Origin of the sequence: Rhizobium sp. BK491, from assembly GCF_014194925.1 — a bacterium.
Lineage (GTDB): Bacteria > Pseudomonadota > Alphaproteobacteria > Rhizobiales > Rhizobiaceae > Rhizobium.
Window position 1 is genome coordinate 845105 of record NZ_JACIAR010000001.1, and the last position, 23575, is coordinate 868679.

Annotated in this window: 23 protein-coding genes; 6 read left to right on the top strand and 17 right to left on the bottom strand. The window is 58.9% G+C overall.

Annotation, left to right across the window (positions count from 1 at the left end):
• Position 1: 1 nt before the first annotated feature.
• Positions 2 to 745 (top strand): SIMPL domain-containing protein, encoded by a 744-nt coding sequence (locus tag FHX05_RS04245; protein ID WP_112605066.1) that lies wholly within the window; start codon positions 2 to 4, stop codon positions 743 to 745.
• A gap of 124 nt (positions 746 to 869) precedes the next feature.
• Here the strand turns inward: FHX05_RS04245 and FHX05_RS04250 are convergent, their stop codons facing one another.
• The 4 genes from FHX05_RS04250 to FHX05_RS04265 all read right to left on the bottom strand — a co-directional run bounded on the left by FHX05_RS04250 (position 870) and on the right by FHX05_RS04265 (position 2797).
• Positions 870 to 1208, bottom strand: coding sequence for a hypothetical protein (locus tag FHX05_RS04250; RefSeq protein ID WP_112334374.1), 339 nt, complete (start codon positions 1206 to 1208; stop codon positions 870 to 872).
• Between the two features lie 245 nt (positions 1209 to 1453).
• Positions 1454 to 1759 (bottom strand): hypothetical protein, encoded by a 306-nt coding sequence (locus FHX05_RS04255; RefSeq protein ID WP_112411637.1) that lies wholly within the window; start codon positions 1757 to 1759, stop codon positions 1454 to 1456.
• A gap of 179 nt (positions 1760 to 1938) precedes the next feature.
• Positions 1939 to 2364, bottom strand: coding sequence for a secondary thiamine-phosphate synthase enzyme YjbQ (locus FHX05_RS04260; protein ID WP_112605643.1), 426 nt, complete (start codon positions 2362 to 2364; stop codon positions 1939 to 1941).
• Between the two features lie 79 nt (positions 2365 to 2443).
• Entirely contained in the window at positions 2444 to 2797 is a 354-nt protein-coding gene (locus FHX05_RS04265; protein ID WP_183870761.1) for a DUF1428 family protein, read from the bottom strand.
• Positions 2798 to 2928: 131 nt separating this feature from the next.
• Between FHX05_RS04265 and FHX05_RS04270 the strand changes: the two genes are divergently transcribed.
• Positions 2929 to 3327 carry a GNAT family N-acetyltransferase gene (locus FHX05_RS04270; RefSeq protein WP_183870762.1) on the top strand — a complete coding sequence of 133 codons (399 nt, stop codon included), beginning with the start codon at positions 2929 to 2931 and terminating at the stop codon, positions 3325 to 3327.
• 14 nt (positions 3328 to 3341) lie between these two features.
• Here FHX05_RS04270 and FHX05_RS04275 read toward each other — a convergent pair whose 3' ends face one another.
• The 10 genes from FHX05_RS04275 to FHX05_RS04320 form a co-directional block, all read right to left on the bottom strand.
• Positions 3342 to 4268, bottom strand: coding sequence for a LysR substrate-binding domain-containing protein (locus FHX05_RS04275; protein WP_183870763.1), 927 nt, complete (start codon positions 4266 to 4268; stop codon positions 3342 to 3344).
• 288 nt (positions 4269 to 4556) lie between these two features.
• Positions 4557 to 5786, bottom strand: coding sequence for an MFS transporter (locus FHX05_RS04280; protein WP_183870764.1), 1230 nt, complete (start codon positions 5784 to 5786; stop codon positions 4557 to 4559).
• A gap of 94 nt (positions 5787 to 5880) precedes the next feature.
• Positions 5881 to 6612 (bottom strand): phenylalanine--tRNA ligase beta subunit-related protein, encoded by a 732-nt coding sequence (locus tag FHX05_RS04285; protein ID WP_183709540.1) that lies wholly within the window; start codon positions 6610 to 6612, stop codon positions 5881 to 5883.
• An 81-nt stretch (positions 6613 to 6693) separates the two neighbouring features.
• On the bottom strand, positions 6694 to 7500 hold the full coding sequence (locus FHX05_RS04290; RefSeq protein ID WP_183870765.1) for an AraC family transcriptional regulator: 807 nt from the start codon (positions 7498 to 7500) through the stop codon (positions 6694 to 6696).
• Between the two features lie 92 nt (positions 7501 to 7592).
• Positions 7593 to 8570: a DMT family transporter gene (locus tag FHX05_RS04295; protein ID WP_183870766.1), complete on the bottom strand. Its 978-nt coding sequence runs from the start codon at positions 8568 to 8570 to the stop codon at positions 7593 to 7595.
• A gap of 138 nt (positions 8571 to 8708) precedes the next feature.
• The gene (locus tag FHX05_RS04300; protein ID WP_183870767.1) at positions 8709 to 10145 is read right to left on the bottom strand and encodes a DUF930 domain-containing protein; all 1437 of its coding nucleotides are present in this window, start codon (positions 10143 to 10145) and stop codon (positions 8709 to 8711) included.
• A 236-nt stretch (positions 10146 to 10381) separates the two neighbouring features.
• Positions 10382 to 11182 carry an APH(3')-II family aminoglycoside O-phosphotransferase gene (locus tag FHX05_RS04305; protein ID WP_183870768.1) on the bottom strand — a complete coding sequence of 267 codons (801 nt, stop codon included), beginning with the start codon at positions 11180 to 11182 and terminating at the stop codon, positions 10382 to 10384.
• A 100-nt stretch (positions 11183 to 11282) separates the two neighbouring features.
• Complete coding sequence (rpoD, locus tag FHX05_RS04310; protein ID WP_015340553.1) at positions 11283 to 13343, bottom strand: RNA polymerase sigma factor RpoD; 2061 nt, start codon at positions 13341 to 13343, stop codon at positions 11283 to 11285.
• A gap of 449 nt (positions 13344 to 13792) precedes the next feature.
• Complete coding sequence (tdh, locus tag FHX05_RS04315) at positions 13793 to 14830, bottom strand: L-threonine 3-dehydrogenase (RefSeq protein ID WP_183870769.1); 1038 nt, start codon at positions 14828 to 14830, stop codon at positions 13793 to 13795.
• A 21-nt stretch (positions 14831 to 14851) separates the two neighbouring features.
• Positions 14852 to 16039: a glycine C-acetyltransferase gene (locus tag FHX05_RS04320; RefSeq protein ID WP_183870770.1), complete on the bottom strand. Its 1188-nt coding sequence runs from the start codon at positions 16037 to 16039 to the stop codon at positions 14852 to 14854.
• Between the two features lie 262 nt (positions 16040 to 16301).
• Between FHX05_RS04320 and FHX05_RS04325 the strand changes: the two genes are divergently transcribed.
• Positions 16302 to 17072 carry an SDR family oxidoreductase gene (locus tag FHX05_RS04325; RefSeq protein WP_183870771.1) on the top strand — a complete coding sequence of 257 codons (771 nt, stop codon included), beginning with the start codon at positions 16302 to 16304 and terminating at the stop codon, positions 17070 to 17072.
• A 38-nt stretch (positions 17073 to 17110) separates the two neighbouring features.
• On the opposite strand, the gene recQ is transcribed toward FHX05_RS04325, so the two are convergent.
• The gene (gene recQ, locus FHX05_RS04330) at positions 17111 to 18991 is read right to left on the bottom strand and encodes a DNA helicase RecQ (protein WP_183870772.1); all 1881 of its coding nucleotides are present in this window, start codon (positions 18989 to 18991) and stop codon (positions 17111 to 17113) included.
• A 7-nt stretch (positions 18992 to 18998) separates the two neighbouring features.
• Positions 18999 to 20984: a DNA primase gene (dnaG, locus tag FHX05_RS04335; RefSeq protein WP_183870773.1), complete on the bottom strand. Its 1986-nt coding sequence runs from the start codon at positions 20982 to 20984 to the stop codon at positions 18999 to 19001.
• 327 nt (positions 20985 to 21311) lie between these two features.
• Here dnaG and FHX05_RS04340 point away from each other — a divergent pair, with 327 nt between their 5' ends.
• From FHX05_RS04340 to FHX05_RS04350, 3 genes are all read left to right on the top strand, one after another.
• Positions 21312 to 21506 carry a hypothetical protein gene (locus tag FHX05_RS04340; RefSeq protein ID WP_146746663.1) on the top strand — a complete coding sequence of 65 codons (195 nt, stop codon included), beginning with the start codon at positions 21312 to 21314 and terminating at the stop codon, positions 21504 to 21506.
• Positions 21507 to 21552: 46 nt separating this feature from the next.
• Positions 21553 to 21786, top strand: coding sequence for a hypothetical protein (locus FHX05_RS04345; RefSeq protein WP_183870774.1), 234 nt, complete (start codon positions 21553 to 21555; stop codon positions 21784 to 21786).
• A 348-nt stretch (positions 21787 to 22134) separates the two neighbouring features.
• Positions 22135 to 23043, top strand: coding sequence for a hypothetical protein (locus tag FHX05_RS04350; protein ID WP_183709527.1), 909 nt, complete (start codon positions 22135 to 22137; stop codon positions 23041 to 23043).
• Here FHX05_RS04350 and FHX05_RS04355 read toward each other — a convergent pair.
• Complete coding sequence (locus FHX05_RS04355) at positions 23018 to 23470, bottom strand: GatB/YqeY domain-containing protein (protein WP_183709525.1); 453 nt, start codon at positions 23468 to 23470, stop codon at positions 23018 to 23020. The two genes, FHX05_RS04350 and FHX05_RS04355, sit on opposite strands and share 26 nt — an antisense overlap.
• Positions 23471 to 23575 lie beyond the last annotated feature (105 nt).

Consider the following 23575-nt stretch of genomic DNA (forward strand, 5'->3'; position numbering starts at 1 on the left):
CATGCTTCTGACGAAAACCAGAGATTTTGCTCTTGCCGCTCTTGTTAGCGCCACTTTTTTCGTGCCGGCGGCTGCTGCCTTTGCCGAAGATGGCAAGCCGCGCGAGGCCGTCATCACTGTCACCGGCGAGGGACATGCGGCGATCGCGCCGGATATGGCTGTGGTGACGCTGTCGGTCGTTCAACAGGCCAAGGCTGCGCAGGACGCTCTCGATCAGAACAACAAGGCCATGGGTGCCGTGCTGGCAACGCTGAAGGAAAGCGGCATTGCCGAACGCGACCTGCAGACCTCCGGCTTTTCGATTCAGCCGCAATATACCTACCCGAACGACAAGGACGGCCACAACCAGCCGCCGGTTCTGAACGGCTATCAGGTAACGAACGGCCTGACCGTTCGCGTGCGCGATCTCTCCAAGCTGGGCGGATTGCTTGACCAGGCGGTTAAGCTCGGCATCAACCAGGGCGGCGATATCCAGTTCACCAACGACAAGCCGGATACCGTACTCGAAGACGCACGAAAGAAGGCCGTCGCCGATGCCGCCGCCAAGGCAAAGACCCTGACGGATGCCGCCGGTGTCAAACTCGGCCGTATCATCGCCATTCATGACGGCGTCGTTGCTGCACCGCCTCAGCCCTATATGCGCGCCATGGCTGCATCCGCACCTATGGACAAGGCCGTCCCTGTCGCAACCGGCGAGAACGAATACAACGCATCGGTGAGCATCACCTACGCGATCCAGCCGTAGACAAAACAAAACCGCCCTTCGCTCAGATCCCATCGGATCACGCAAAGGGCGGTTCCGCGGCCCCCGCCAAAGGCGAAAAGGTCAGAGAACGAAAAACGGGCGCTCTGTGCGCCCGTTTTGCTTGTCAGCGGCCCAGAAGCGGGCAGCCGCGAACATTGGCAAACATCATCGTATCCGGACCGCGGCGACCGAAGCCGTCAACGATGACACGGCGCGGCGTCACATCCACGACGCGGGCGCGGCGCAGACCATAGCTGCGTGCAACATCCACGGCCTGACGGGGATCGCAGCCGCGCCGATCAAAACGCGGCGGCGGACGATCATAATCCGGCGGCGGCGGGCGATGGCGGCCCGGATTCACATAAATATCCACCCCTTGTGCAGAGGCAAAATCCGCAGTGCCCGACAATGCAGTCACCGCGACACAGACAGCGACCCCCAACTTTGCCAGCATTTGTCTCATTGTGTTCTCCGTGAAGCATAAAGCCTCTCTCTCATGCCAGCGATTAGCGCTGAACGAGTGCCCGAGAGGTAAAGGCAGATGCTGAATGAGCTCGGAATCAGCCATTCATCCATTACTCAGCTACAATGAACGCTAAGGGGAAACCAGAGGGCCGATAGTAGCATAGAGCTAAAATAAAGCCGCCTCTCTTTTGGAGACGGCTTCAAATTCATCACATAGATGTGGAAAACCTCGGTACGCAGCAATCAGCGGCGGATCAACGGGCAACCCGGCGCATTAGCGAACACAACGCGATCCGGGCCACGGCGGCCGAAGCCTTCGACCACGACGCGGCGCGGCGTGATATTGTCGATGCGGGCGCGGCGCAGGCCCATGTCGCGTGCTTTCTCAACAGCGAGACGGGGCGAGCACATGCGGCCGCGCGGGTGATCATAGCGAGCCTGCTGGATGCCAGGATGGAAGTCGTTGGCCGATGCCGTCATGGTGGTGGCGGACATGGCGCCGAATGCCATGAGAGCTGCAATACCTGCCTTGGCGAAAAGATTGGTCATGGTGTTTCTCCTTCAAATCCTTGCTGCGGATCGTTGCAATCCCCTTATTGGTCGCTCATTGGTAAACGCCCTTGGGATTGGGGCCACGTTAGGTCAGCCAAGCTGAACCGAACACGAATTGGCCGTTCAGATTGTATTCACGACGGTTAACAATCAGTTGACGAGAGAAGGCGCGCTGTTCAACCAGAAAAATGCAGCACGATCTCGCGGCGATGTGGTCGGTCGCGATGCTCGAAAAGATAGATCCCCTGCCAGGTGCCGAGCGCCAGCCGACCGTTCATCACCGGAATCCCGATGGAGACCTGCATCAGCGCAGCCTTGATATGTGCCGGCATATCGTCCGGCCCCTCCATCGTGTGCACGATCCAGCGCATCGACGGATCTGAGGATGGCGGCACGAGCCGGCTGAAGAAGGCCTTGAGATCGGTCTTGACATCGGGATCGGCATTTTCCTGAACCAGAAGGGAACAGGAGGTGTGGCGCACGAAGACAGTCAGAAGCCCCTCACCGCCTGCCGCTACTGAGCGGACGAATTTCGCCACCTGATCGGTGAATTCATAGAGCCCTTGACCATGGGTCGAGAGCGTGACAACGGTTTGTGGCATGGTATCCCCGAACATGACGATAGCGATGCGCATCAGGTCGGGCGCAGTGGCCGGATGTCAAGTCCGGCCTCTGCTCGGACTAAAGCTCGATGGCGACCTTGAAGCCGCCATAGATCATGCGCTTGCCGTCAAAGGGCATGTTTTCCATCTCATCCTTCAACCGGGGATCGGCCATGACCTTGGCCAATATCGAATCGCGGCTTTCCCGTGATTCATAGGTGATCCACGAAAACACCACGACCTCGTCTTCCGTTGCCTGAACGGCACGCGGAAAGGAGGTGAGTTCGCCATAGGGAACATCGTCGCCTATGGCCTCGACGTAGCTGAGTGCGCCATATTCACGCCAGATCGCCCCGGCTCTTTGCGCCAGCACCTTGTACGCCTCGATCTTGTCTTTCGGCACAGCGACGATGAAACCATCGACATAGGACATTTCAGCCTCCTCTGTTCTATGTTCACCTTCAAAGGACGATCGACCACAACCGGATCCGACATCGGCAGCAGATATATTCCGCACGCTTCCGAGCGGTCGGAATGAATGCGCCGAAGTAACACGCGGGGGAAATGCCAATGGCTATAGAATACAGGGATAATCCGGATCTGGGAAACGAGGCGCTCAATGCCCTGTGGGCGACCGCCTGGAACACTCCCCACCCACGGGACTTCCAACCCATCCTTTCCCGAAATCTCGCCCATGTCGGCGCATTCGCTGGCACGAGACTGGTCGGCTTCGTCAATGTCGCCTGGGACGGCGGCATTCATGCCTTTATTCTCGATACCTGCGTCGATCCGGAATTTCGGCGCAGAGGCATAGCAAGCGCTCTCCTCGAGCGGGCGAAAACCCTGGCCAGCGAACGTGGCGCGGAATGGCTCCATGTCGATTTCGAGCCGCATCTCAGCGGCTTTTATCGAGGGCTCGGTTTTGCTCCCACTGAGGCTGGTCTCATTCGGCTGCACGATTAACAGACCATCTCCCACTAGTCCGGCGAACGAACCTGCGCGAGCAGCCAGTTGCGGAACAGGGCCGCAGCCGGGTTCAGCAAGGCGTTCGGCGGATAGACCAGGCTATAGCTGACGGCAGCCGGCTGCACCTCGACAAAGCATCTCACCAGCTTTTTCTCGGCGAGATCGCGTGCCACCAGCGAGCTTCGCACGAGAGCAAAGCCGCGGCCCTGTCGGCAAGCCTCCAGCATCTCGGCAAAGGAATCGAAGAGAGGCGCCTCCTCCACAGCCCGTGCGATATCGAAACGCACGCCGTCCTCGCCGCCGCTCTCGCCAATCACCTGCTCGTGCCAGCGCTGCCAATCGAGAATCGTATGCCGCATGCCGGAATAGCGCAGAAGCGGAGCAGCCCTTATGGCCCAGCGCGGCGGCAGTCGTTTGGACAGTTCCGGCGAACTGACGACGAACTCCTCGTCCGTCAGCAGCTCTTCATGGGTGAAAGCCGCGTCGGCACGGCCGAGCCAAATGGCGAGATCGGTACCTCCAGGCTGAAAATCCGGGCGCTGATAGCCAACAGCCAGCTTCACCTCGATGTCCGGATGACGCTGGCAAAAATCCGGCAGCCGCGCCGCCAGCCACTGGCTGGAGAACTCCGGCGAGACGGACACCGCGACGCTGCGAACCGAAATACTCGCGCGCGCTTGGTACAGTGCCGCCTCCAACTCGGCGATCACGCCTGAGATTGCTGGGTGCAGGCGGGCGCCCAACGATGTCAGCCGCGCCCCATTTCGGCCGCGATCGAACAGACGGCCGCCGATCCATCCTTCCAACTGCGCAAGCTGGTGGCTGACCGCCGTCTGTGTCTGCCCGATCCGCTCGGCAGCACGGCCGAAACCGCCGGTCTCGGCAATGGCGCAGAATGTCTGAAGCACCGAGAGCGGTGGCAACGGTCTCTTTCCCATGAAAATCCCTCATGCTTTGTAGCCTGAGGATTCACTATACATCGCTCTATTCCAAGCGCCTCTATCTGCTGGCCAAGCACTTCGAGGTCACAGATAGATGAGCATTCTTCATATTAACAGCTGGAGAGCATGGGTCGTCCGACTCCTGATCTGGCAAGGCGCCGCGGAACGACGCTCGCATAATGAAGGTGGCCGAAAGCGAGACATGCTGCCGGAGGAAAACCAACATCTGCTGCGGGACGTCGGGTTAATCAATCTCGCGGAAAAGCAATCCAAGGATGGACGCCGCTAACCTCTGAGCGTCTTCACCCTGGTCAGATCTGGAAAGAGGCGCATCCAGAGAAGCACCACAACGATGGTTCCGACGCCGCCGACGATGCCGGTCAGGACAGGTCCAAGTGCAGTGGCAAGCATACCGGACTCGAATTCACCGAGCTGATTGGACGTGCCGATGAACAGCGAATTCACGGCATTGACGCGGCCGCGCATGGCATCAGGCGTCAGCAGCTGCACGAGCGAGCTGCGCACGACGACGCTGACGGTATCCGAGGCTCCGACGACGAAGAGCGCCGCGACCGAAAGGATGATGTTGCTCGAGAGGGAAAAGACGATAGTAGCGACCCCAAAGATGAGCACGGCAAACAGCATCTTCTTGCCGACATCGCTCTGCAGCGGCCGGCGTGCGAGCCAGATGGACATGGCGAGCGCGCCGATTGCCGGCGCGGCACGCAACAGGCCGAGCCCCCAAGGTCCGGCATGCAGGATATCGCGCGCGAACATCGGCAGCAGCGCCGTCGCGCCGCCAAGCAGCACGGCGAAGAGATCGAGCGATATCGTTCCCAGCATAACCGGGCGGCTTGCGATAAAGGAAACGCCGGCAAAAACGGAGTTCAGCGTCACCGGCTCGCGCGATGCCGGTTGCTCCCGCTCGACCCGGATCGAAATGACGTTGACGCTCGCGATGATATAAAGCACGGCCGACATGGCAAACGGAGCAACGGGGCTGACACCATAAAGCAGACCGCCCAGCGAAGGCCCGATGATGAAGGCCGTCTGCATCATCGAAGTGGAGGTGGCAATGGCAACCTGCAGCAACGAAGACGGCACGATATTCGGTAAAAGTGCTGCCATCGTGGGACGTTCAAAGGCGGTTGCTGCGCCCATGACGGCAACGGCAGCCAGAATGCCGGCGGGACCTATCCAGTGCTGCCAGACGGCCATGGCAAGAACCAGCGCGGTTAGCGCCTCGATCAGCTGGCAGGCAAGGCCGATGCGGCGGCGGTCGAAGCGATCGGCGACATGCCCGACGACAAAGGTCAGAATGACCATGGGCAGAAACTGGCAGAAGCCGACGAGACCGAGGAAAAAGGCGCTATGGGTCTGATCGTAGATCATCCAGCCCATGGCAACCGTGACAGACTGAAAGCCTATCGAAGAAAAGACGCGCGACGCAGCGAATGAACGATAGCCGGGGTGACCGAGCACGCTTGGCCGGTCCAGAGTCTGCAATGTATCCATGGGCCTTTTCGTCTGCCGGCAGGGGTGCTCGCAGACTTGCTTCTCAACAATCGAATTTTCTACACCTCCCTGCTCTGCCTCGATGCGCCCCCTGTCAATCTTGTTTTTGCTGCAGCTGCAAATTCATCGCGGACGATAGATCAAATCGCGGTGAAGACGAGTTGAGAACACCCTGCCTGACCTCGATCGACCATATCGCCGCTAGCTCCGCTGCGATCGTATCGATCAGCTTGGGAACATCGCTGGCCGCAGAACCGTGCAGCGCTTCCGCGACGATAAGCACCGAGTGTGTGTCGTCACGCATTGCGGACAGGCCGCTCTGCCTATTGGTCCAGCGGCGGGCATGTGCCTGCCCAGCCGCATCGGCAAAGATCACCTCCCTCGCCTCCGGATGCTCCACCTCACCGGAAAAGGTCAAATAGGATTCGCTGCCGCTTGCATGCCGCACTTCGAGATTGCCGGAGATTTTCGAAAGATCGAAAACGGCGACGGGAATCGCGAAAGCGATCGAGATCGCATTGCAGAGATCGACAAGCGGGTGCAGTCGTGGCAGCGACCCTTCCTGGCGAAAGCGGCGAAGCAAAGCTTCGGAGGCGCAGCGATATTGCGTCGGCTTCAATCCCATTTTGGAGAAAGCCCGCCGCCACGCCTGTATTTCAGCCATCTCACTTTCCGGACGTCTCGCCAACCGCTCTGTAGCAATCGCATGATATTTTGCGATCCGACCCTCGACATTGGCAGTCGAGGTGATCCCTTCGGCAGATAACACACCGGGAACCAACTCAGGGAACTCACTCCAGATCTCGTTCGAATGTCGGAAAAACATCACGCCTCCTCGTAGGTCTCTGCTTGTCGCAGCAGAAAACATCGGCACCATCTTTCCGTCTTGAATAAAATTGCAGAAGCTTTAGCCGATAGCCGCAGCATAGGCGCCCGGCGAGACACCGAAATTGCGGACGAAGAGCCTCGTCATGTGGCTCTGATCGGAAAAACCGCTGGCAAAAGCTGCTTCCGCGAGGGACGTGCCCACCGCAATCAGCCGTCGCGCTTCGTGAATGCGACGCTGCATGAGGTAGGCATGCGGTGTCAGTCCCGTCGCCTTGGCGAAGGCACGCAGGAAACGGAAGTGGCTCAGCCCGCATAGTTCTGCCAGTTCGGCAAGGGTCAATGAAGCGGCGGGATCGTCATCGATCAATTCCCGTGCCCTTTTGATATCAGCGGGAATGGCATCTTCGCGCAAGGCGCCTGCCCCCTCACGCATCACAGCGGCAATGAGCGACAGAAGCAGTTCATCCCGCAGGAGGACATTCTCAACCGCATCCTCGATCAGAAGCGAAAACAGGGTTTTGAAATGCCCGGCCATCTCGCCGTCGCGGATGACGGGCGATGGAAATTCCACCGCACCGAACCTGCCCTCACCGACATCGCGCAACAGATCGCCGATCAGCCGGGGATCGAAATAAAGCATGGACCACGCGCGGCTTCTGCCGATCGGCATGCCGTCATGCACCTCATTCGGGTTGACGCTGATGACGTCGCTGGCCTCTGCCTGCACTATCCCTCGCCCGCTCAGCGACCTCTGCGCGCCGGCCTCGATGACACCGATGCCGAACTGGTCATGTGTGTGCTTGGGGAAGCTATGGCCGGTTTCGGCCCGAACTGCCTCGATGCCGGCAAGGCGAGAGCGGTATATCCTGAATTCACCGGACTTCATCGCTGGCGCCTCTCATTCCGCCTGTTCGCTATACCAGCTATGGCGTCGCACACGAGCGACAATGTTGCGCACCCGCAATCGGGACACAAGGCTTAAGCGCCTCCTGCGGCCTTGTGATCCTCCGCCGTCGCCAATGCCGCCTGCGTATCGCCGGTAACAGCGGCCGGCAGCGGTGTTCCGCGCTTGCGCTCGCGCGCCAATGTCAGCAGGCCGGAAAAGATGATGAGGACAATGCCGACGGCCATCGGCATATCGATGCTATCGTTGAACAGCAGGTAGCCGAAGGCAATCGCCCAGAGCATCTGACTATATTGCGGCGGCGCAACCAGATTGGCAGGCGCCATCTGCGCGGCCGTCAAGAGCAAGACGCTGCCGCACGCGCCAAGCAGGCCGTAGCTCGCAAGGAATATCCACTGCGTCGGCGTCGGCATGGTGACTTCGGACAGCATGAGAAGGCCGCTGACGATAAGCGTTCCAAAAAGACCAGCGCCATAAAGCGAGATGCGCTTCTCCTTCGAGCCGAGCGCGCGGTTGACGACGATGGAGATCGCCGCCGCAAGACCGCCGATCGCCGCACAGAGATGGCCGATCGAAAGCTCGCGAAAACCCGGCCGCAGGACGATCAGCACACCGACGAAACCGAGAATGACCGCCGTCCAGCGCTGCCAGCGCACATCTTCCTTGAGAAAGATCACCGAGAGGATGGTGACAAAGGACGGCAGCAGAAACAGCAGCGCAAAGGCTTCCGCCATTGGCAGCTTGGTGAAGGCAACGACGGAGCAGATGGCGCCAGTCGCGCCGCAGACGAAACGCAACAGCCACAAGGGACGGTTCGACGTCCTCACCATGTCAAGCCACTCGTCCTCCCGTTTCTTCAGGAAAGGCACGGCGGCAAAGCCGAACAGCGCACCGATGAAGGCGACCTGATAGGAGGGGATCACCCCATGCAGGATCTTGATCGAGGCATCGCTGAAGGCGAAGACGGCATAGGACGCGAATGCCACAAGGACACCACGCAGGGCGGAGCGGCTTGCGGCCGCAGAGCTGGAATCGGCTGTAATCGAGGACATCGGAATCTTCAGAAAAGTGCGATGGAAAGACACTGAATCAGGGAGATACAGGCAATTGTATGATGAAATGACCCAAAATTCGATTGGGTTGGGAATAAACTATTGTTTCAACGCGACAACGAGGGCGCTTCTCTAGGTTCAATTGCCTAGGAAGCGTGCTTGATCCATCTGGCTCGGGGAAATGCGCCCCCTGTCCGTGTAAGAAAAAGCGACAACCTTTAGCGCATCGCCGTCCACTTCGCAGGTAAATGCAACTCTCCGCCAGCCATTGGGCGCCTGAACTGCAACCCCATCGCCAAACAAGCTAACATCAGAAAGCATTGCCGAGGACAGCGCGGAGTTATTATAGCCTACCGCACCGAGATCATGACGAAACTGTAACAGCTCCTCAGAATTGCAGAGATATCGTACCCGATCACGCCGTGGCAATTTCTTCCAGGCGTCATAATCACTCTTCGACAGACGGGCCATCTCGGCACCCGAATAAAGCTTCTTCGCCTGAACGGCTCGCTTCGGCACAAGTGATTTAGGCCGCGGTGGCTCGGTGACCAACGCGGTGCCACTCGTGGGATCACCTTGACTGGAAACAGACTGGCTTTGAGAGCTCTGCTGTGCCGGCGATGGCCTGACCGTCGGAACGACAATCTGCGGCGGGTCTTTCGCCTCATCCTTTGCCTGCTCGGCCGGAGACTGCTGCTGCGGATCGGATGGCGGCACTTGGGCGACCGCTTGTGGCTGTGAATTATTGGAATCGGTCGATGGCGCTTGCGGTTGTTGCACCTGCGAATCCGAAGGCTGGTTGGTCGCCAGGACATCGGGTGCGGTGGAAGAGGCTTGAGCGGCCGAGTGGCTTGCCGGCGGTTGGGCCGCATTTGCTTGCTGATCCTTGGCGTCAGCTTGCTGTTGGGCTTCCTGCGCCTGCTGCGCCGCCTGGGCTTGGGCCTCGGCCTGCGCAGCCGCCTGTTGTTCAGCCGCAGCATCGTTCGGAGGTGTTGGAGGGGTATCGTCTTTCGACTGTTCCGAAGCGTCCACTTGCTGCGTGGTGTTTGCGTCCTTCTGATCGCCCTTCATGTCCGGAAGCGGAGTCTCGGTCGCGGAGGGCTGCTGTTCCGCCTTCTCGACAGGCTTGTCGGCGGCAGGATCATCAGGTTTGGGCTCAGACTTCGCCTGCTCTACCGGCTTATCAGCCTTGGCCTCGTCAGGCTTGGCTGCGGGCTTCTCTGCCTGCTTATTGCCGTTGGGATCGGATTGCTTTGGCGGCTGTTCGTCCGCCTTCTTTCCCTCAGGCTGCTGTGGCTCCTGTTGGGTTTCGGCCGTCTGCTCCGCCGGCTTCTCGTCAGGTTTCGGCGTCGGCTTCGGAGGCTGATCGGGCTTCTCGTTCGCCTTGGTCGCAAGCTCCTGCTTTTCCTCCTGCTGCGGCACCAACTCGACATTGACGCTCTGCTCTGGCTTCGCCTCGGGTGGCGCGGGAAATAGCGGCAGCAAAAAAATCGCGACAAACAGGACGTGCAGAAGGATCGACAGGACAAAGCCCGGCCTTATTTCCCTATCCCGTTTTTCCGCGACCTTTTCCATCGTTCAGCGGATGGCTCGCGACGAGAAAGCAATCAGGCGAAAACAATGCATCGATTCATTCGATCCTTATCGGCAAACAGATCAGAAGATTTTCCGGTCGCTGACATATGGTGCCCGACCACGCACCGCGAAAGAGGCATCGGTCGAAATCGAACTTGTCAGGCCTCCGCGCGATCCGCAATGGCGCAAAAACAAACCTGCGTGATCGCGCTTCGCCTAGACAGTCGCATGCCCGGTCAGAAGAACTCATCCAGCAGCTGATAGTATGCCATCTTTTCTTCTTTTGGCTGAAAATCGCCATAGGCTTTCAAAAACTCCGCAACCAATTCTTCTCCGAAATTGTGCTCGATGCTGCCACAGGCAAGTGCAATATCCTGATGGCGATCAGCCACGCCGAGACGACCGCAATCGATATAGCCGCTGAACTTCGGGCCGTCGGCCATGAAATTCGGAAGGCAGGCATCTCCATGGGTGACAACAAGATCCTCCATTGACGGTCTCTTGGCCTGAAGTTCGCGGAAGAGATCTTCTGCCGATCTTCCAAGCCGGGCCTCATCGAAATCATCCTCATCGACGCGACCGGCAAGCAAGTGCGCCTTTGCCGTGCCGATTCTGTTCTCCAGCCGATGATCGAAGGGACAAGCGGCGATATCGATGGCATGCAATTGCCGCAACGCATCCGCCAAAAGCCGCACCCGCTCGAGCGGCTGTAACCACTCGGCGCTGACGAGATCGCTGCCGTGAAGAGCACTCATCAAAAGCCATTCGCGTTCGTCGTCCGTCTCGTGGGCAATGATTTCAGGGCAGGCAAGGCCCTGCGAGGCGAGCCATCGCAGCCTCGCAACCTCGCCGGCCAGTTCACCCAAGGGATCGGCCAGCTCGGTCTTGAGATAGACCGGCGCACGCCTATCGGCCTCAAGCCGGAAAACATGGGCCGAGGAACGCCCGAGCCCATCCTGTCGCCATTCGTACCCGGCCAGCAGATCGCGCAGTCGGACAGGAAGGGATGTCTCCATGAATTGCGGCTTGCTTGCCATAAGCGGCTCCTCAAATTTGATAGTGCCAATAAAAAGCCCGGCTCGCTTTCGCGAACCGGGCCTTATCTCATAAAACACCGATGTCGGCTTGCGCCAGACCTCAGCTGTCGAGGAAGCTTCTGAGCTTGCGGCTGCGGCTCGGATGCTTAAGCTTGCGCAGCGCCTTCGCCTCGATCTGACGGATACGTTCGCGCGTCACCGAGAACTGCTGACCGACTTCTTCGAGCGTGTGGTCGGTGTTCATGCCGATGCCGAAGCGCATGCGCAGCACGCGCTCTTCGCGCGGCGTCAGCGATGCCAAAACGCGGGTTGTCGTCTCACGCAGGTTCGCCTGAATGGCGGCGTCGATCGGCAGAAGCGCATTTTTGTCCTCGATGAAATCGCCGAGATGCGAATCTTCTTCGTCACCCACCGGGGTTTCGAGCGAGATCGGCTCCTTGGCGATCTTCAGAACCTTGCGCACCTTTTCGAGCGGCATGGCGAGCTTTTCGGCCAGTTCTTCCGGCGTCGGCTCGCGGCCGATTTCATGCAGCATCTGGCGCGACGTGCGAACGATCTTGTTGATCGTTTCGATCATGTGCACCGGAATACGAATGGTGCGTGCCTGGTCGGCGATCGAACGGGTGATCGCCTGACGAATCCACCAGGTGGCGTAGGTCGAGAACTTGTAGCCGCGGCGATATTCGAATTTATCGACCGCCTTCATCAGGCCGATATTGCCTTCCTGAATGAGGTCGAGGAACTGCAGGCCGCGGTTGGTGTACTTCTTGGCAATGGAAATGACGAGGCGCAGGTTGGCTTCGACCATTTCCTTCTTGGCGATGCGCGCTTCGCGCTCACCCTTCTGAACCATGTGAACGATACGGCGGAATTCCGAGATCGAAATACCGGTTTCGGTCGCAAGGTTCTGAATTTCCTGGCGAATGTCGCGGATGGTCGTGTTTTCGCTCTTGGCGAATTCCTTCCAGCCACGGGCAGCCAGATTGCCAATGGACTTCATCCAGTTCGGATCGAGCTCGGCGCCCTGATACTGCTCCAGGAAGCTGTCACGCTTGACGCCATAGGATTCGGCAAGGCGCAGCAGGCGGCCTTCGTTCTGAACAAGGCGCTTGTTGATGTCGTAGAGCTGCTCGACGAGGGCGTCGATGCGGTTCTGGTTCAGCGAGAGAGACTTGACCGACTTGACCAGCTCATCCTTGAGCTCCTTATAGCGGCGCTCCTGCGCCGAAGACAGCGTACCGGAAGCCGACAGGCGCTGCTCGACCTGCTGGTCCTGCAGCTTGCGCAGCTTCTTGTAGGTTTCGGCGATGATGTCGAGCGTCGTCATCACCTGCGGGCGAAGCTCGGCTTCCATCGCGGCGAGAGAGAGGTTGGATTCGTCCTCGTCCTCTTCCTCTTCCTCGATGGGCAGGCCTTCGCCGCCGACATTAGTGATGTCGTCGTCACCGGAAGGAGAGCGGCCGCGGCGTGCCTTTTCCTTCTCTTCGGCTGCTTTGCGGTCAGCCTCGATCTTCTCAGGGCTCTGGAACTGCGGCGCAGCCTTGGCCTCGGGACCGGAATAGGTGGTTTCGAGGTCGATGATCTCGCGCAGCAGCGTCGTGCCCTCGTTGAGTTCATCGCGCCAAATGATCAGCGCCTGGAACGTCAACGGGCTCTCACAGAGGCCGCCGATCATGGTTTCGCGGCCAGCCTCGATGCGCTTGGCAATCGCGATTTCGCCTTCACGCGACAGAAGCTCGACGGAACCCATCTCGCGCAGATACATGCGCACCGGGTCGTCCGTACGGTCGGTAGGCTCTTTCTTCTTCGCGGTCGCAAGCGCGGAACCGGTGGAGGGGGCCAGTTCGCCGCCTTCACTTTCATCGTCGCCGCCGGCATCGTCGTCGTCACTAGCCGCAGCGCCAGCCTCTTCGACATCTTCGTCTTCAATGACGTTGATGCCCATGTCCGAAAGCATGGCCATCGTGTCTTCGATCTGTTCGGACGTCACTTCCTCGGACGGCAGAACCGCATTGAGCTCGTCCATCGTCACGTAGCCGCGCTTCTTCGCGGCCTTGATCATCTTCTTGACCGCGTCGTCGGAAAGATCGAGAAGGGGGCCGTCGGAGGTGCCGTCGCGCTCGACTTCAGCTTCTTCGTTCTCTTTGACCTTTGTTGCCATTTTTATATCGTCGCTTTCCCTGACGCTGCAAACTTTCACGCGGTGAAACAATCACACTGGCTGGCGCGCCCTGCACCAGCCGCGACTCACCGACGAACACCTAACGGAATGACCTTTAATGCCCGATTAACCACGATCACCGCCACCGGATTGCAAAGCTGGATTGCGTTTGGATTTCCGGCCATGGTATTAGGTGATCCGCTTGATCCAGTTTACCGTTCTTTCCGAAGTTAAACGGTGATTCCCAGAATTTTAGTTCTCGTCAAGCTTTTCCAGCAAAAAAGCCCGTTAAATGCGCGAAAAAGCCTTATCCACAGGCTTCGCACGCAGCAATTTATTGTTTCCCGTATTTAGGAAGTCCCCGCGCGATGACAAGAGCATCCTGAGCAAAGCCTCACATTTCCAGCATCGGCAGGTATTACCGAGGCCGGGAGTGTGGCCGAATGGCATCAATTCCAGTCCATTACGACCTTCCCGGAATTGCCTGAACGCATTGCTTCGAAGCCATCGCGGAAATCATCGATGCCGATACGATGGGTGATGAGGGGCGATACATCGAGACCGCCTTGCACGAAGGCGATCATCTTGTACCAAGTCTCGAACATCTCGCGGCCATAGATACCCTTCAGGTTCAGCATCTTGAAGATGACCTTGTTCCAGTCGATCTCGAAGCCGGCCGGCGCGATGCCGAGAATGGCGATCTTGCCGCCATTGTTCATCTTGTCGATCATGTCGCGAAAGGCGGGAGCCGCGCCTGACATTTCCAGCCCGACATCGAAACCCTCGGTCATGCCAATAGACTTCATCACATCGGCAAGGTTCTCCTTGGAAGCGTCGACGACATGATCGATGCCGACCTTGCGGGCGAGCGCCAGCCGGGTGGGATTGATATCGGTGATGACGACCTTGCGGGCGCCTGAGCGCTTGGCGACCATCGCGCCCATGATGCCGATCGGCCCTGCGCCGGTCACCAGCACGTCTTCACCGACCAGATCGAAGGAAAGCGCGGTGTGGACCGCGTTGCCGAATGGATCGAAGATCGCGGCGATTTCATCCGGGATATCGTCGGGGATCGGCACGACATTGGATTCGGGTATGCAGACGAACTCGCCGAAGGAGCCGGGGCGGTTGACGCCGACGCCGAGCGTGTTGCGGCAAAGATGGCCCCTGCCCGCCCGGCAGTTACGACATTTGCCGCAAACGATATGACCTTCGCCCGAGACGCGCTCGCCGACATGATATTTCGTCACGGCCGAACCAATCTCGGCGATCTCACCGCAGAATTCATGGCCGACGACCATCGGTACGGGAATGGTCTTTTGCGCCCATTGATCCCAGTTCCAAATATGGACATCCGTGCCGCAGATAGCCGACTTTTTGACCCGAATCAGGACATCGTTCGGCCCAACCTCGGGAACTGGGACGTGCTCCATCCACAGCCCGGCTTCCGGCCTGGATTTAACCAACGCTTTCATCATGTTCGACATGATCGGCTCTCTCCAACCAATTCAAATGATTCCGAGTTCTTTTCCGGCTTCGGCAAAGGCTGCAATCGCCTTTTCGACATCGGCCTTCGAATGGGCGGCTGACATCTGCGTGCGGATGCGCGCCTGCCCCTTCGGCACCACGGGGAAGGAAAAGCCGATGACGTAGACGCCCTTCTGCAGCATGAGCGCCGCCATGTCCTGCGCGAGTTTTGCATCTCCGAGCATGACGGGAATGATGGGGTGATCGGCGCCGGCAAGCGTGAAGCCGAGCTTGGTCATCTTACGGCGGAAGAGTTCGGCATTGCCTTGAAGGCGTGCACGCAGGTCGGCGCCGTTCTCGATCAGATCGAAGACCTTCAAGGAAGCAGCCGCGATGACGGGCGCCAATGTGTTCGAGAAGAGATACGGACGCGAGCGCTGCCGCAGCCATTCGACGATCTCGCCTCTCGCCGACGTATAGCCACCCGAGGCACCGCCGAGCGCCTTGCCGAGCGTGCCGGTGATGATATCGATACGGCCTTCGACGCCGCAATATTCAGCCGATCCCCGGCCATACTCGCCGACGAAGCCGACCGCATGGCTGTCATCGACCATGACCATCGCGCCATATTTTTCCGCCAGATCGCAGACGCCGCCGAGGTTGGCGATGATGCCGTCCATCGAGAAGACGCCGTCCGTCGCGATCAGCTTGAAGCGGCTGCCTTCGGCCTTCTTCAACTCTTCTTCCAAAGCCGCCATGTCATTGTTGGCATAGCGGAAGCGCTTTGCCTTGGAGAGCCGCACGCCGTCGATGATCGAAGCATGGTTGAGCGCATCGGAGATGATGGCATCCTCCTCAGACAGCAGCGTCTCGAACAACCCGCCATTGGCATCGAAGCAGGACGAATAGAGGATCGTCGCCTCCATGCCGAGGAAAGCCGAAATCCGCGCCTCGAGCTGCTTGTGCTCTTCCTGCGTGCCGCAGATGAAGCGCACCGAGGCCATGCCGTAGCCATAGCGATCGAGCGCCGTCTTCGCGGCCTCGGCAAGCTCCTCGTTGTCAGCGAGACCGAGATAGTTGTTGGCACAGAAATTGAGGACGCGCGCGCCGCCGAGCACAGCGATTTCGCCAGCCTGCTTGGAGGTGATGACGCGCTCGGCCTTATAGAGGCCGGCTTCTTTCAGGCCGAGAAGTTCGTTGCGCAAATGGGATATGAACGCTGAAGTCATAGTCGCATTCCGATGCTGGTCAAAGGGCCTAATTAATCAAGGAATAACATAGGATCCGGCCTGTTGCTGCATCCGACAGCGGCAAAAATGCGCAACCCGGTGACGTCAGCGCGATAGAGCGCAGTTTCGATAGCATCTGTCAAAGCAGGGCGGGTTGACGCAATTTCCTAGTCAAGTCTGAAGGGACTTTATCTCAAAAATTACTTGACTCAGTCCAATATCTTGCAGCAAATTGGCGTTACTTTGAAAATAAGGGAGAGCCATGAGCATATTCCATAGATTCTCCCTCGCAGGACGGGTTGCCCTCATCACGGGAGGCGGACGCGGGCTCGGATTCGAAATGGCGAAGGCTCTCGCTGATGCCGGAGCACACGTCATAATCAATGGGCGGACCGCGGCGACGTTGGATACGGCGATTGGGATCATCCAGGCGAGAGGTGGCTCCGCCGAAACCGCGGCCTTCGACATTTCCGATCGCGACGCTCGGCATGCAGCAATAAACGACATCGAGAAAAATCACGGCCGGCTCGACATACTGATCAACAACGTCGGTGCCCGCGACAGGCGCCCGCTGGCCGACTTCGACGACGAGGCGATCATCGCCCTGCTCAACACGGATCTCGCCGCCTCGATCATGCTCTCCCGCGACGCCGCGCGCCTGATGAAACGAAATAATCACGGGCGGCTGATCTCGGTCACTTCGATCAGCGGACAGGTCGTCATGCCGGGTGACTGCGTCTATCCCGCCGCCAAGCAGGGTCTGACAGGTCTAATGCGCAGCATGGCTGTGGAATTTGGCCCTCACGGCATCACAAGCAACGCCATCGCGCCAGGCTGGTTCGCAACGGAAACCAACGCCGCCATGGTCGCGAACGAAGACCTGATCCCCATCGTGCGCCAACGCATCCCCGTTCAGCGCTGGGGACGTCCCGACGAGATTGCGGGCGCAGCACTTTTCCTCGCCAGCGATGCCGCTTCTTTCGTTAACGGCCACGTCCTGACCGTCGATGGCGGAATGACGGTGCGCATGTAGCGTGTCGGCGGCCGGGCTTCGATAATGGCATCAACACGTCACCGATTGGCGAACTCCGAAATCACGGCAAGGAACGCGTCTCCATAGCGGTCCAGCTTCGATTGCCCGACCCCCGATATCCCTAGAAGATCTCGGTGATTCCTGGGCCGTTCTGTCGCAAAGGCGATCAGCGTCGTATCCGGAAAAACGACGTAAGGCGGCACGCTCAACTCCTTGGCGATCCGGGTGCGCTCGGCCCGCAGCGCATCGAACAGTGCCTGTGCTTCGCCGGAAAGCCCGTGTGCCTGCTTCTCCGGTCGTCCCGCCTTCTTGCCGCGACGGCCCGTTTCGGGCCGATCCTTGCGGAAAAACACCTGCCGCTCGCGCTTGAAGACGGCCCTCGCCTGTTCCTGGAGCTTCATGGCACCGAAGGCCGTGTGGTCGATGCTGATAAAGCCGTTCGCCAATAATTGCCGGAAGATCGATTGCCAGGTGCGAGAGGGAATATCCTTGCCTGCGCCGAAAACCGGCATATCGATGTGGCCGAAACGCTCGGTCTTCTCATTGACCGTTCCCATCAGCACATCGATGACATGGCCGGTGCCGAAACGCTCGCCGGTGCGATAGACGGCGGCAAGCGCCTTGATGGCAGCTTCCGTTCCGTCCCAGGTCTCCACAGGCTTCAGGCAGGTATCGCAATTGCCGCAGCCGCCGCCATGTGCCTCGCCGAAATGCGAAAGGATCGACTGCCGCCGGCAGCCGGCCGTCTCGCAGATCGCGAGCAGCGCATTGAGCTTTGCCCGTTCTACCCGCTTGATTTCCTCGGACGCGCCGCCTTCGTCGATCATCCGCCCGCGCTGGATGACATCGGCCATGCCATAAGCCATCCAGACATTGGAGGGCAGCCCATCGCGCCCGGCGCGGCCAGTCTCCTGGTAATAGGCCTCCACCGATCCCGGCAGATCGAGATGGGCGACATAACGCACGTTCGGCTTGTCGATGCCCATACCGAAGGCAACCGTCGCCACGAGGCACAGGTCCTCCTCTTTCAAGAAGGCATCCTGATTGGCATCGCGAAGCGCTCGATCCATGCCGGCATGATAGGGAAGCGCGCGGATGCCCTGCCCGTTCAGCCACTCCGCCGTGTCCTCGACCTTGGCACGGGAGAGGCAATAGACGATGCCGCTATCGCCCCGATGGCCCTCGAGAAAACGCAGCAATTGCTGGCGCGGCTGGTCGCGCTCAACAATCTCGTAAGTGATATTCGGACGATCGAAACTGGTGGTGAAGACCTTGGCACCGTCGAGAGCCAGCCGCTCGATAATGTCTTCGCGGGTATGGGGATCGGCCGTTGCCGTCAACGCGATGCGCGGAACGCCAGGAAAAAGCTCGGCAAGCCGGCCGAGATCGCGATATTCCGGTCGGAAGTCATGGCCCCATTGCGAGACGCAATGCGCCTCATCGATCGCAAAAAGCGCGATCTTGGCCCGTCCGAGCATCTGGCAGAAGCCCTCAGCTACGATGCGTTCCGGCGTTACATAGAGCAGATCGAGCTTGCCTGTGGAAATGGCGCGATAGACATCGCTCGCTTCCTCGCGCGACAGGGACGAATTCAGGGCGGCGGCACGAATGTCGAGCTGCTTCATCGCCTCTACCTGATCCCGCATCAGCGCGATCAGCGGCGAGACGACGATGCCGATACCATCGCGGCAAAGCGCGGGAATCTGGAAGCACAGCGACTTGCCGGCACCGGTAGGAAACAGTACGACCGCGTCGCCGCCGGAGACGACATGCTCAATCACCTGCTGCTGCTTACCGCGAAAGGCGGAATAGCCATAGACACGTTTCAGCACATCGAGCGGCGCCGGCGCACGTGTGCCCTCACCAAACAATGCGTCGTCTACGAAAAATCGCGGCTCTTGTCGTTCAGGCTGAGGCATCTATTCCCTATTTTCCAGCGGCACCTTTAACGCGACCGGAGAGCACGCCGAAGCCATCGATGATCGCTTCCTGATTTTCCAGACGCAGCGCCTCGAGCTGTACTTCCTGCAAGGCGCGAATCAACGGCTCGATCGCTTCACCGTCGCCTTCTTCCGTCGCCTCGGCAATAGCGCCTTCCAGCTCGATCTTGTGCCAGCGCAATGCTTTCGAGCGCTTGTGGAGCGCAAGTGCTTGGCGATAGCCCTCGCGCGCATCCTCCATGGCGGCGGCCTCGGTGGCAGTCCACAGGCGGGCATTGCGAATCTGCTGTTCCAAGCTTTTCAGCAGGGCGCCGAAATCCTGTTCTTCCAATTGCTCGAGCAATCGCTCGCGCACGAGCTGAGGCCCAACCAGAGTTGCAGCCGCCCCGAGGACCGCAGACCAGAGCCGCTGCAGTTCACGGCTGTCATAATCGATCGCGGCGATCTCGTCATATTCGTCCTGTAGCAGTGCCGGATGGTTGACGATGGTCAAAGCGAGCACGCTTTCGCGAAGGCTCGGAATATCCTGATGTCCCTTGATCATGGCCGAACGCTGCAAGCGATCGGATGCGGTCGTCGCCACCGCAGCCCCGGTACGCGCCTGTCCGCCACGACCTGCAAAGTTGCGGCTATTACCGTCGCGGGAAAAACCACGCCCCTGCTGGCCGCCCCGCTGGAACTGCGGCTGGAACAGCCCGTTCAGCCGCTCGCGCATATTTTGCTGATAATGGCGCCGCACATCTTCGTCGCCGATGACAGACACGATGCGCCGCAACCGTGCTTCCAGCTCCGCCCGCGCCTCCGGCGTCTCGAAGGCGCCGCTGCCGGCCTCCCTCGTCCAGATGAGGTCGGCAAGAGGCTTTGCCTGCGCCAGCACCTTGTCGAACGGTGCGCGCCCGTCCTGCCGCACGAGATCGTCAGGGTCCTTGCCATCGGGCAGCAAGGCAAAGCGTACGGTGCGGTTCGGTTTGATGTGAGGCAGCGCCAGATCGGCGGCACGATTGGCGGCGCGGATGCCGGCGCCATCGCCATCGAAGCAGAGCACCGGCTCCGGCGTCATCTTCCAGAGGAGATCGAGCTGGCTCTCCGTCAGAGCCGTGCCGAGCGGCGCAACGGCATTCTCGACGCCGGCCTGATGCAGCGCGATGACATCCATATAACCTTCGACCGCGATAATGGTCCCCGCGCCATCGGCGCCCTGCGCAGCGCGGCGGGCGCGGGTGAAATTGTAGAGCACATTGCCCTTGTGGAAGAGCTCGGTCTCGTTGGAATTCAGATACTTCGCCGGCGCATCCGGCGACATGGCGCGGCCACCAAAGGCAATCACCTTCTCGCGCGAGGACAGGATCGGAAACATGATGCGGTCGCGGAAGCGGTCATAGGAGACCGGCACGTTCTCATGCACGACGAGGCCACAGGCCTCCATCTGCTCCTTCAGCACACCCTTGCTGGCAAGATGCTCCTTCAGGGCGTTGCGGCTATCGGGCGAATATCCCAAACGGAAGGTCTCGATCGTGCGGCCGCTGAGGCCGCGGTCTCTCAGATAGGCCCTTGCCCGCGCTCCATTGGCTGTCTGCAGCTGGTCTTGGAAAAACTGGGTCGCCATTTCCATGACGTCGAGCAGCGACGTGCGTTCCTTCTCCCTTTTCGCCTCCATCGGATCGGCAACGGGCATCGGAACGCCTGCCATGTCGGCGATCTGCTGCACGGCCTCCGGAAAACTCAAGCCCTCCAATTCGGTCAGAAAGCGGAAATGGTCGCCTGTGACGCCACAGCCGAAGCAGTGATAGCGGCCTTTGCGATCCTCACAGTGGAAGCTCGGCGATTTCTCGCCATGAAAGGGGCAGCAGGCCCAGTAATCGCCGCGCGGCACATTGGTCTTGCGCCGATCCCACGTCACGCGACGACCGATCACGTCTGAAATCAAGACGCGGTCGCGAATCTCATCGAGAAACGTATTGGAAAATCGCATGGCTACCTCTGGCTCGCTCCATATAAACAGGAATACGGGGCATTGCCACGACCACCCGACCGCCTCCCACGCTATTCACAGCCCTTTGCCGGCGATTACATTTTCGCCCCTCGATCACAACTCCGTGAACATGGCGGCACATTTATTCGCATTCGCCTCGAAATCTACGGCCGCGTTTGACAGGCCCGATACGCCCAAAAACCGCTTCACCGTGACCGGAACTGGTAGGATTATGCCCCTGGGAGTAACTATTTCGTCCGCAAAAATCTGCGAAAAAGCAAAGGCTTGCACAGCCTATGGTCGACAAATGCGAACAAGGGTGACGCCATGAACAATCAATGGCTGCAAAGCAATCGCGCCCGGGCGACACTCCTTGAAGGCACATTTGCGGCATGGTTCGTAAGCCAAACATTATTTTTTTGTAATTTGATTGTTGGTGTGCGTCGCAATAGCGTCCTTCTCACAGGGCGAGACAAGCCGGCGAAGGACTTCTTCGCGACGCGACATGCCGAGACGCCCTGACGAACCGAAGGCCAACAGGTACGGGCTTTCAGTTTAGGAGAGAAAAATGCGCGTTCTTATCGTACCCTTGGCAGCAGCAGCCATCTTTGCCACAGCTACTTATAGCTCGGCCACGATGACCGACAGCGCCAGCGACAAGAACGTACTCTATGCCGGTGCAGGATATCAGCTGCCGGCGGATATGAAAGTCCCTGCCCTTTCAGCAGGCGTAAAGATTCAAATGTCCGAACTGCCGCCGCAGGCATTGGCTTTGCCCCAGCAGATCAGGATTCTCCGATAAGTTCAGCAGATACTCAGGTGGGGCACCATCCCTACCCCCGGCGCCGCCCCACCTGAGTGCCTTTGCAAAAGACGTTTGATTTTTGGGCCCCACCCTGCGTCATCAAATGTCAGCAAAGCGCAAGAAGGCAGGAGCTCCCCCAGCTCCTGCCTTCTCTAATTTTGGCCATCTCCATTTCGCGACAGCACGATTATTGAGCACATGCTGCGGAACATCTTTGGTTCCTCGCCGCGAATATCTTGACGCAACGCTATCGATCGATATCCTTTATTATCTACGTATATGCGATCTTATTAATTATCTCGTCAGACAATTTGAAACTTAGTTCAGTTGATCGGAGACGATTGCATGTCTTTGTCTACAAAGGAACTTACAAAAAACCCGAATTTTTTCCCAGAAATCCTCGATTATACACGAGAGATTATATCCACTTATGATCGGAATCAGCGCGTATGCTCCGTCTTTGCTTCACAGCAGCGCTGGCTGATGGCGCTTGCCGGCTTCGCCCTCTATTGTGGCGGCATTGACGGGGAACCGCCCGGCATCCATGCCAATCGTTTCGCCAACTATATTGTCGAGCACGAAATCGCCAGCCACAACACCGCGCTCAGCTTTATTCAGGAGATGCTTGCTCTCGGTTTCCTGCGCTACCTGCCCGTAGCCAATGATCGGCGCGCTCGGCCGATGCAGCCAACGGAAGAGGCCGCAAAGCAGCTTGCGCTATGGCTGAGCATCCATCTTTCCGTGCTGGATCGATTGGATGGCGGCAAGCGTAATGTCTCATTTAACAAAAGACCGGAACTCATTGCCCTGCTGCAGCCCACGATCTCGGTTGGCATCATTGAAAGCGACGAGCTGCGCAATCCGGGAGAAACCTTCGACCTGTTTACCTGGGCAAACTCGGGCGGCATCATCATGGATTATCTGATCTCCCGCATCGGGACAATCAACACCGCGACTAAAAAAGCGATTATCGGTCCGGTGGCCTTTACCGATATCTGCAACCGGTTTCTCATCTCCAGAACAAACGCAAAGCGTCTCATGAACAAGGCCATAAAGATGCAAAGCGTGGGGTGGACAGGATCGCCGGGGCGAAGCCAGCTTTGGCTCTCAAGCGCCTTCATCGAGGAGTATTGCAACTATCAGGCGGGGAAACTCGCCATCATAGACGCCGCCTGGCAAAACACCCTCGGCACGCGGCCAATCCGCATGCCGAGCGCGAAACAGAATTTTACTTCAGCAGCTCCTTCAAGATAGCCGAAGCCTTGGCAAAATCCATCTGACCGGCATAGCGCTCGCGCAGGGCGGCCACGCACTTGCCCATATCCTTCAGGCCCTGCGCGCCAAGTTCCGCGACAACCGCAACGCAGATCTCGCGGACCTTATCTTCGGAAAGCTGCTCCGGCATGAAACCCTGGATGACGGCGATTTCCTCGCGCTCCTTGTCAGCCAACTCCGGACGGCCGCCCTCGATGTAGATCTTCACCGATTCCTCGCGCTGCTTGATCATCTTGGCGAGCAGCTGCAGAATCTCGTCTTCGCTCGCCTGTTCCTTGGCGAGACCGCGATTGGCGATGTCCTTGTCCTTAATGGCTGCAAGGATGAGACGGACGGTCGAAAGCCTCGCCGTGTCCTTGGCCTTCATGGCATCTTTCTGGGCGTTGGAAAGGGTTTCGCGGATCATGTCTTTAACTCCTTGAAGCAGGCCGGCGACGATCGCCCCGGCCACTTATGTCATGTTGCTGTCTCTTAAACCAACAGTGTCGATCAACGCAATTGCGCCCGAGAG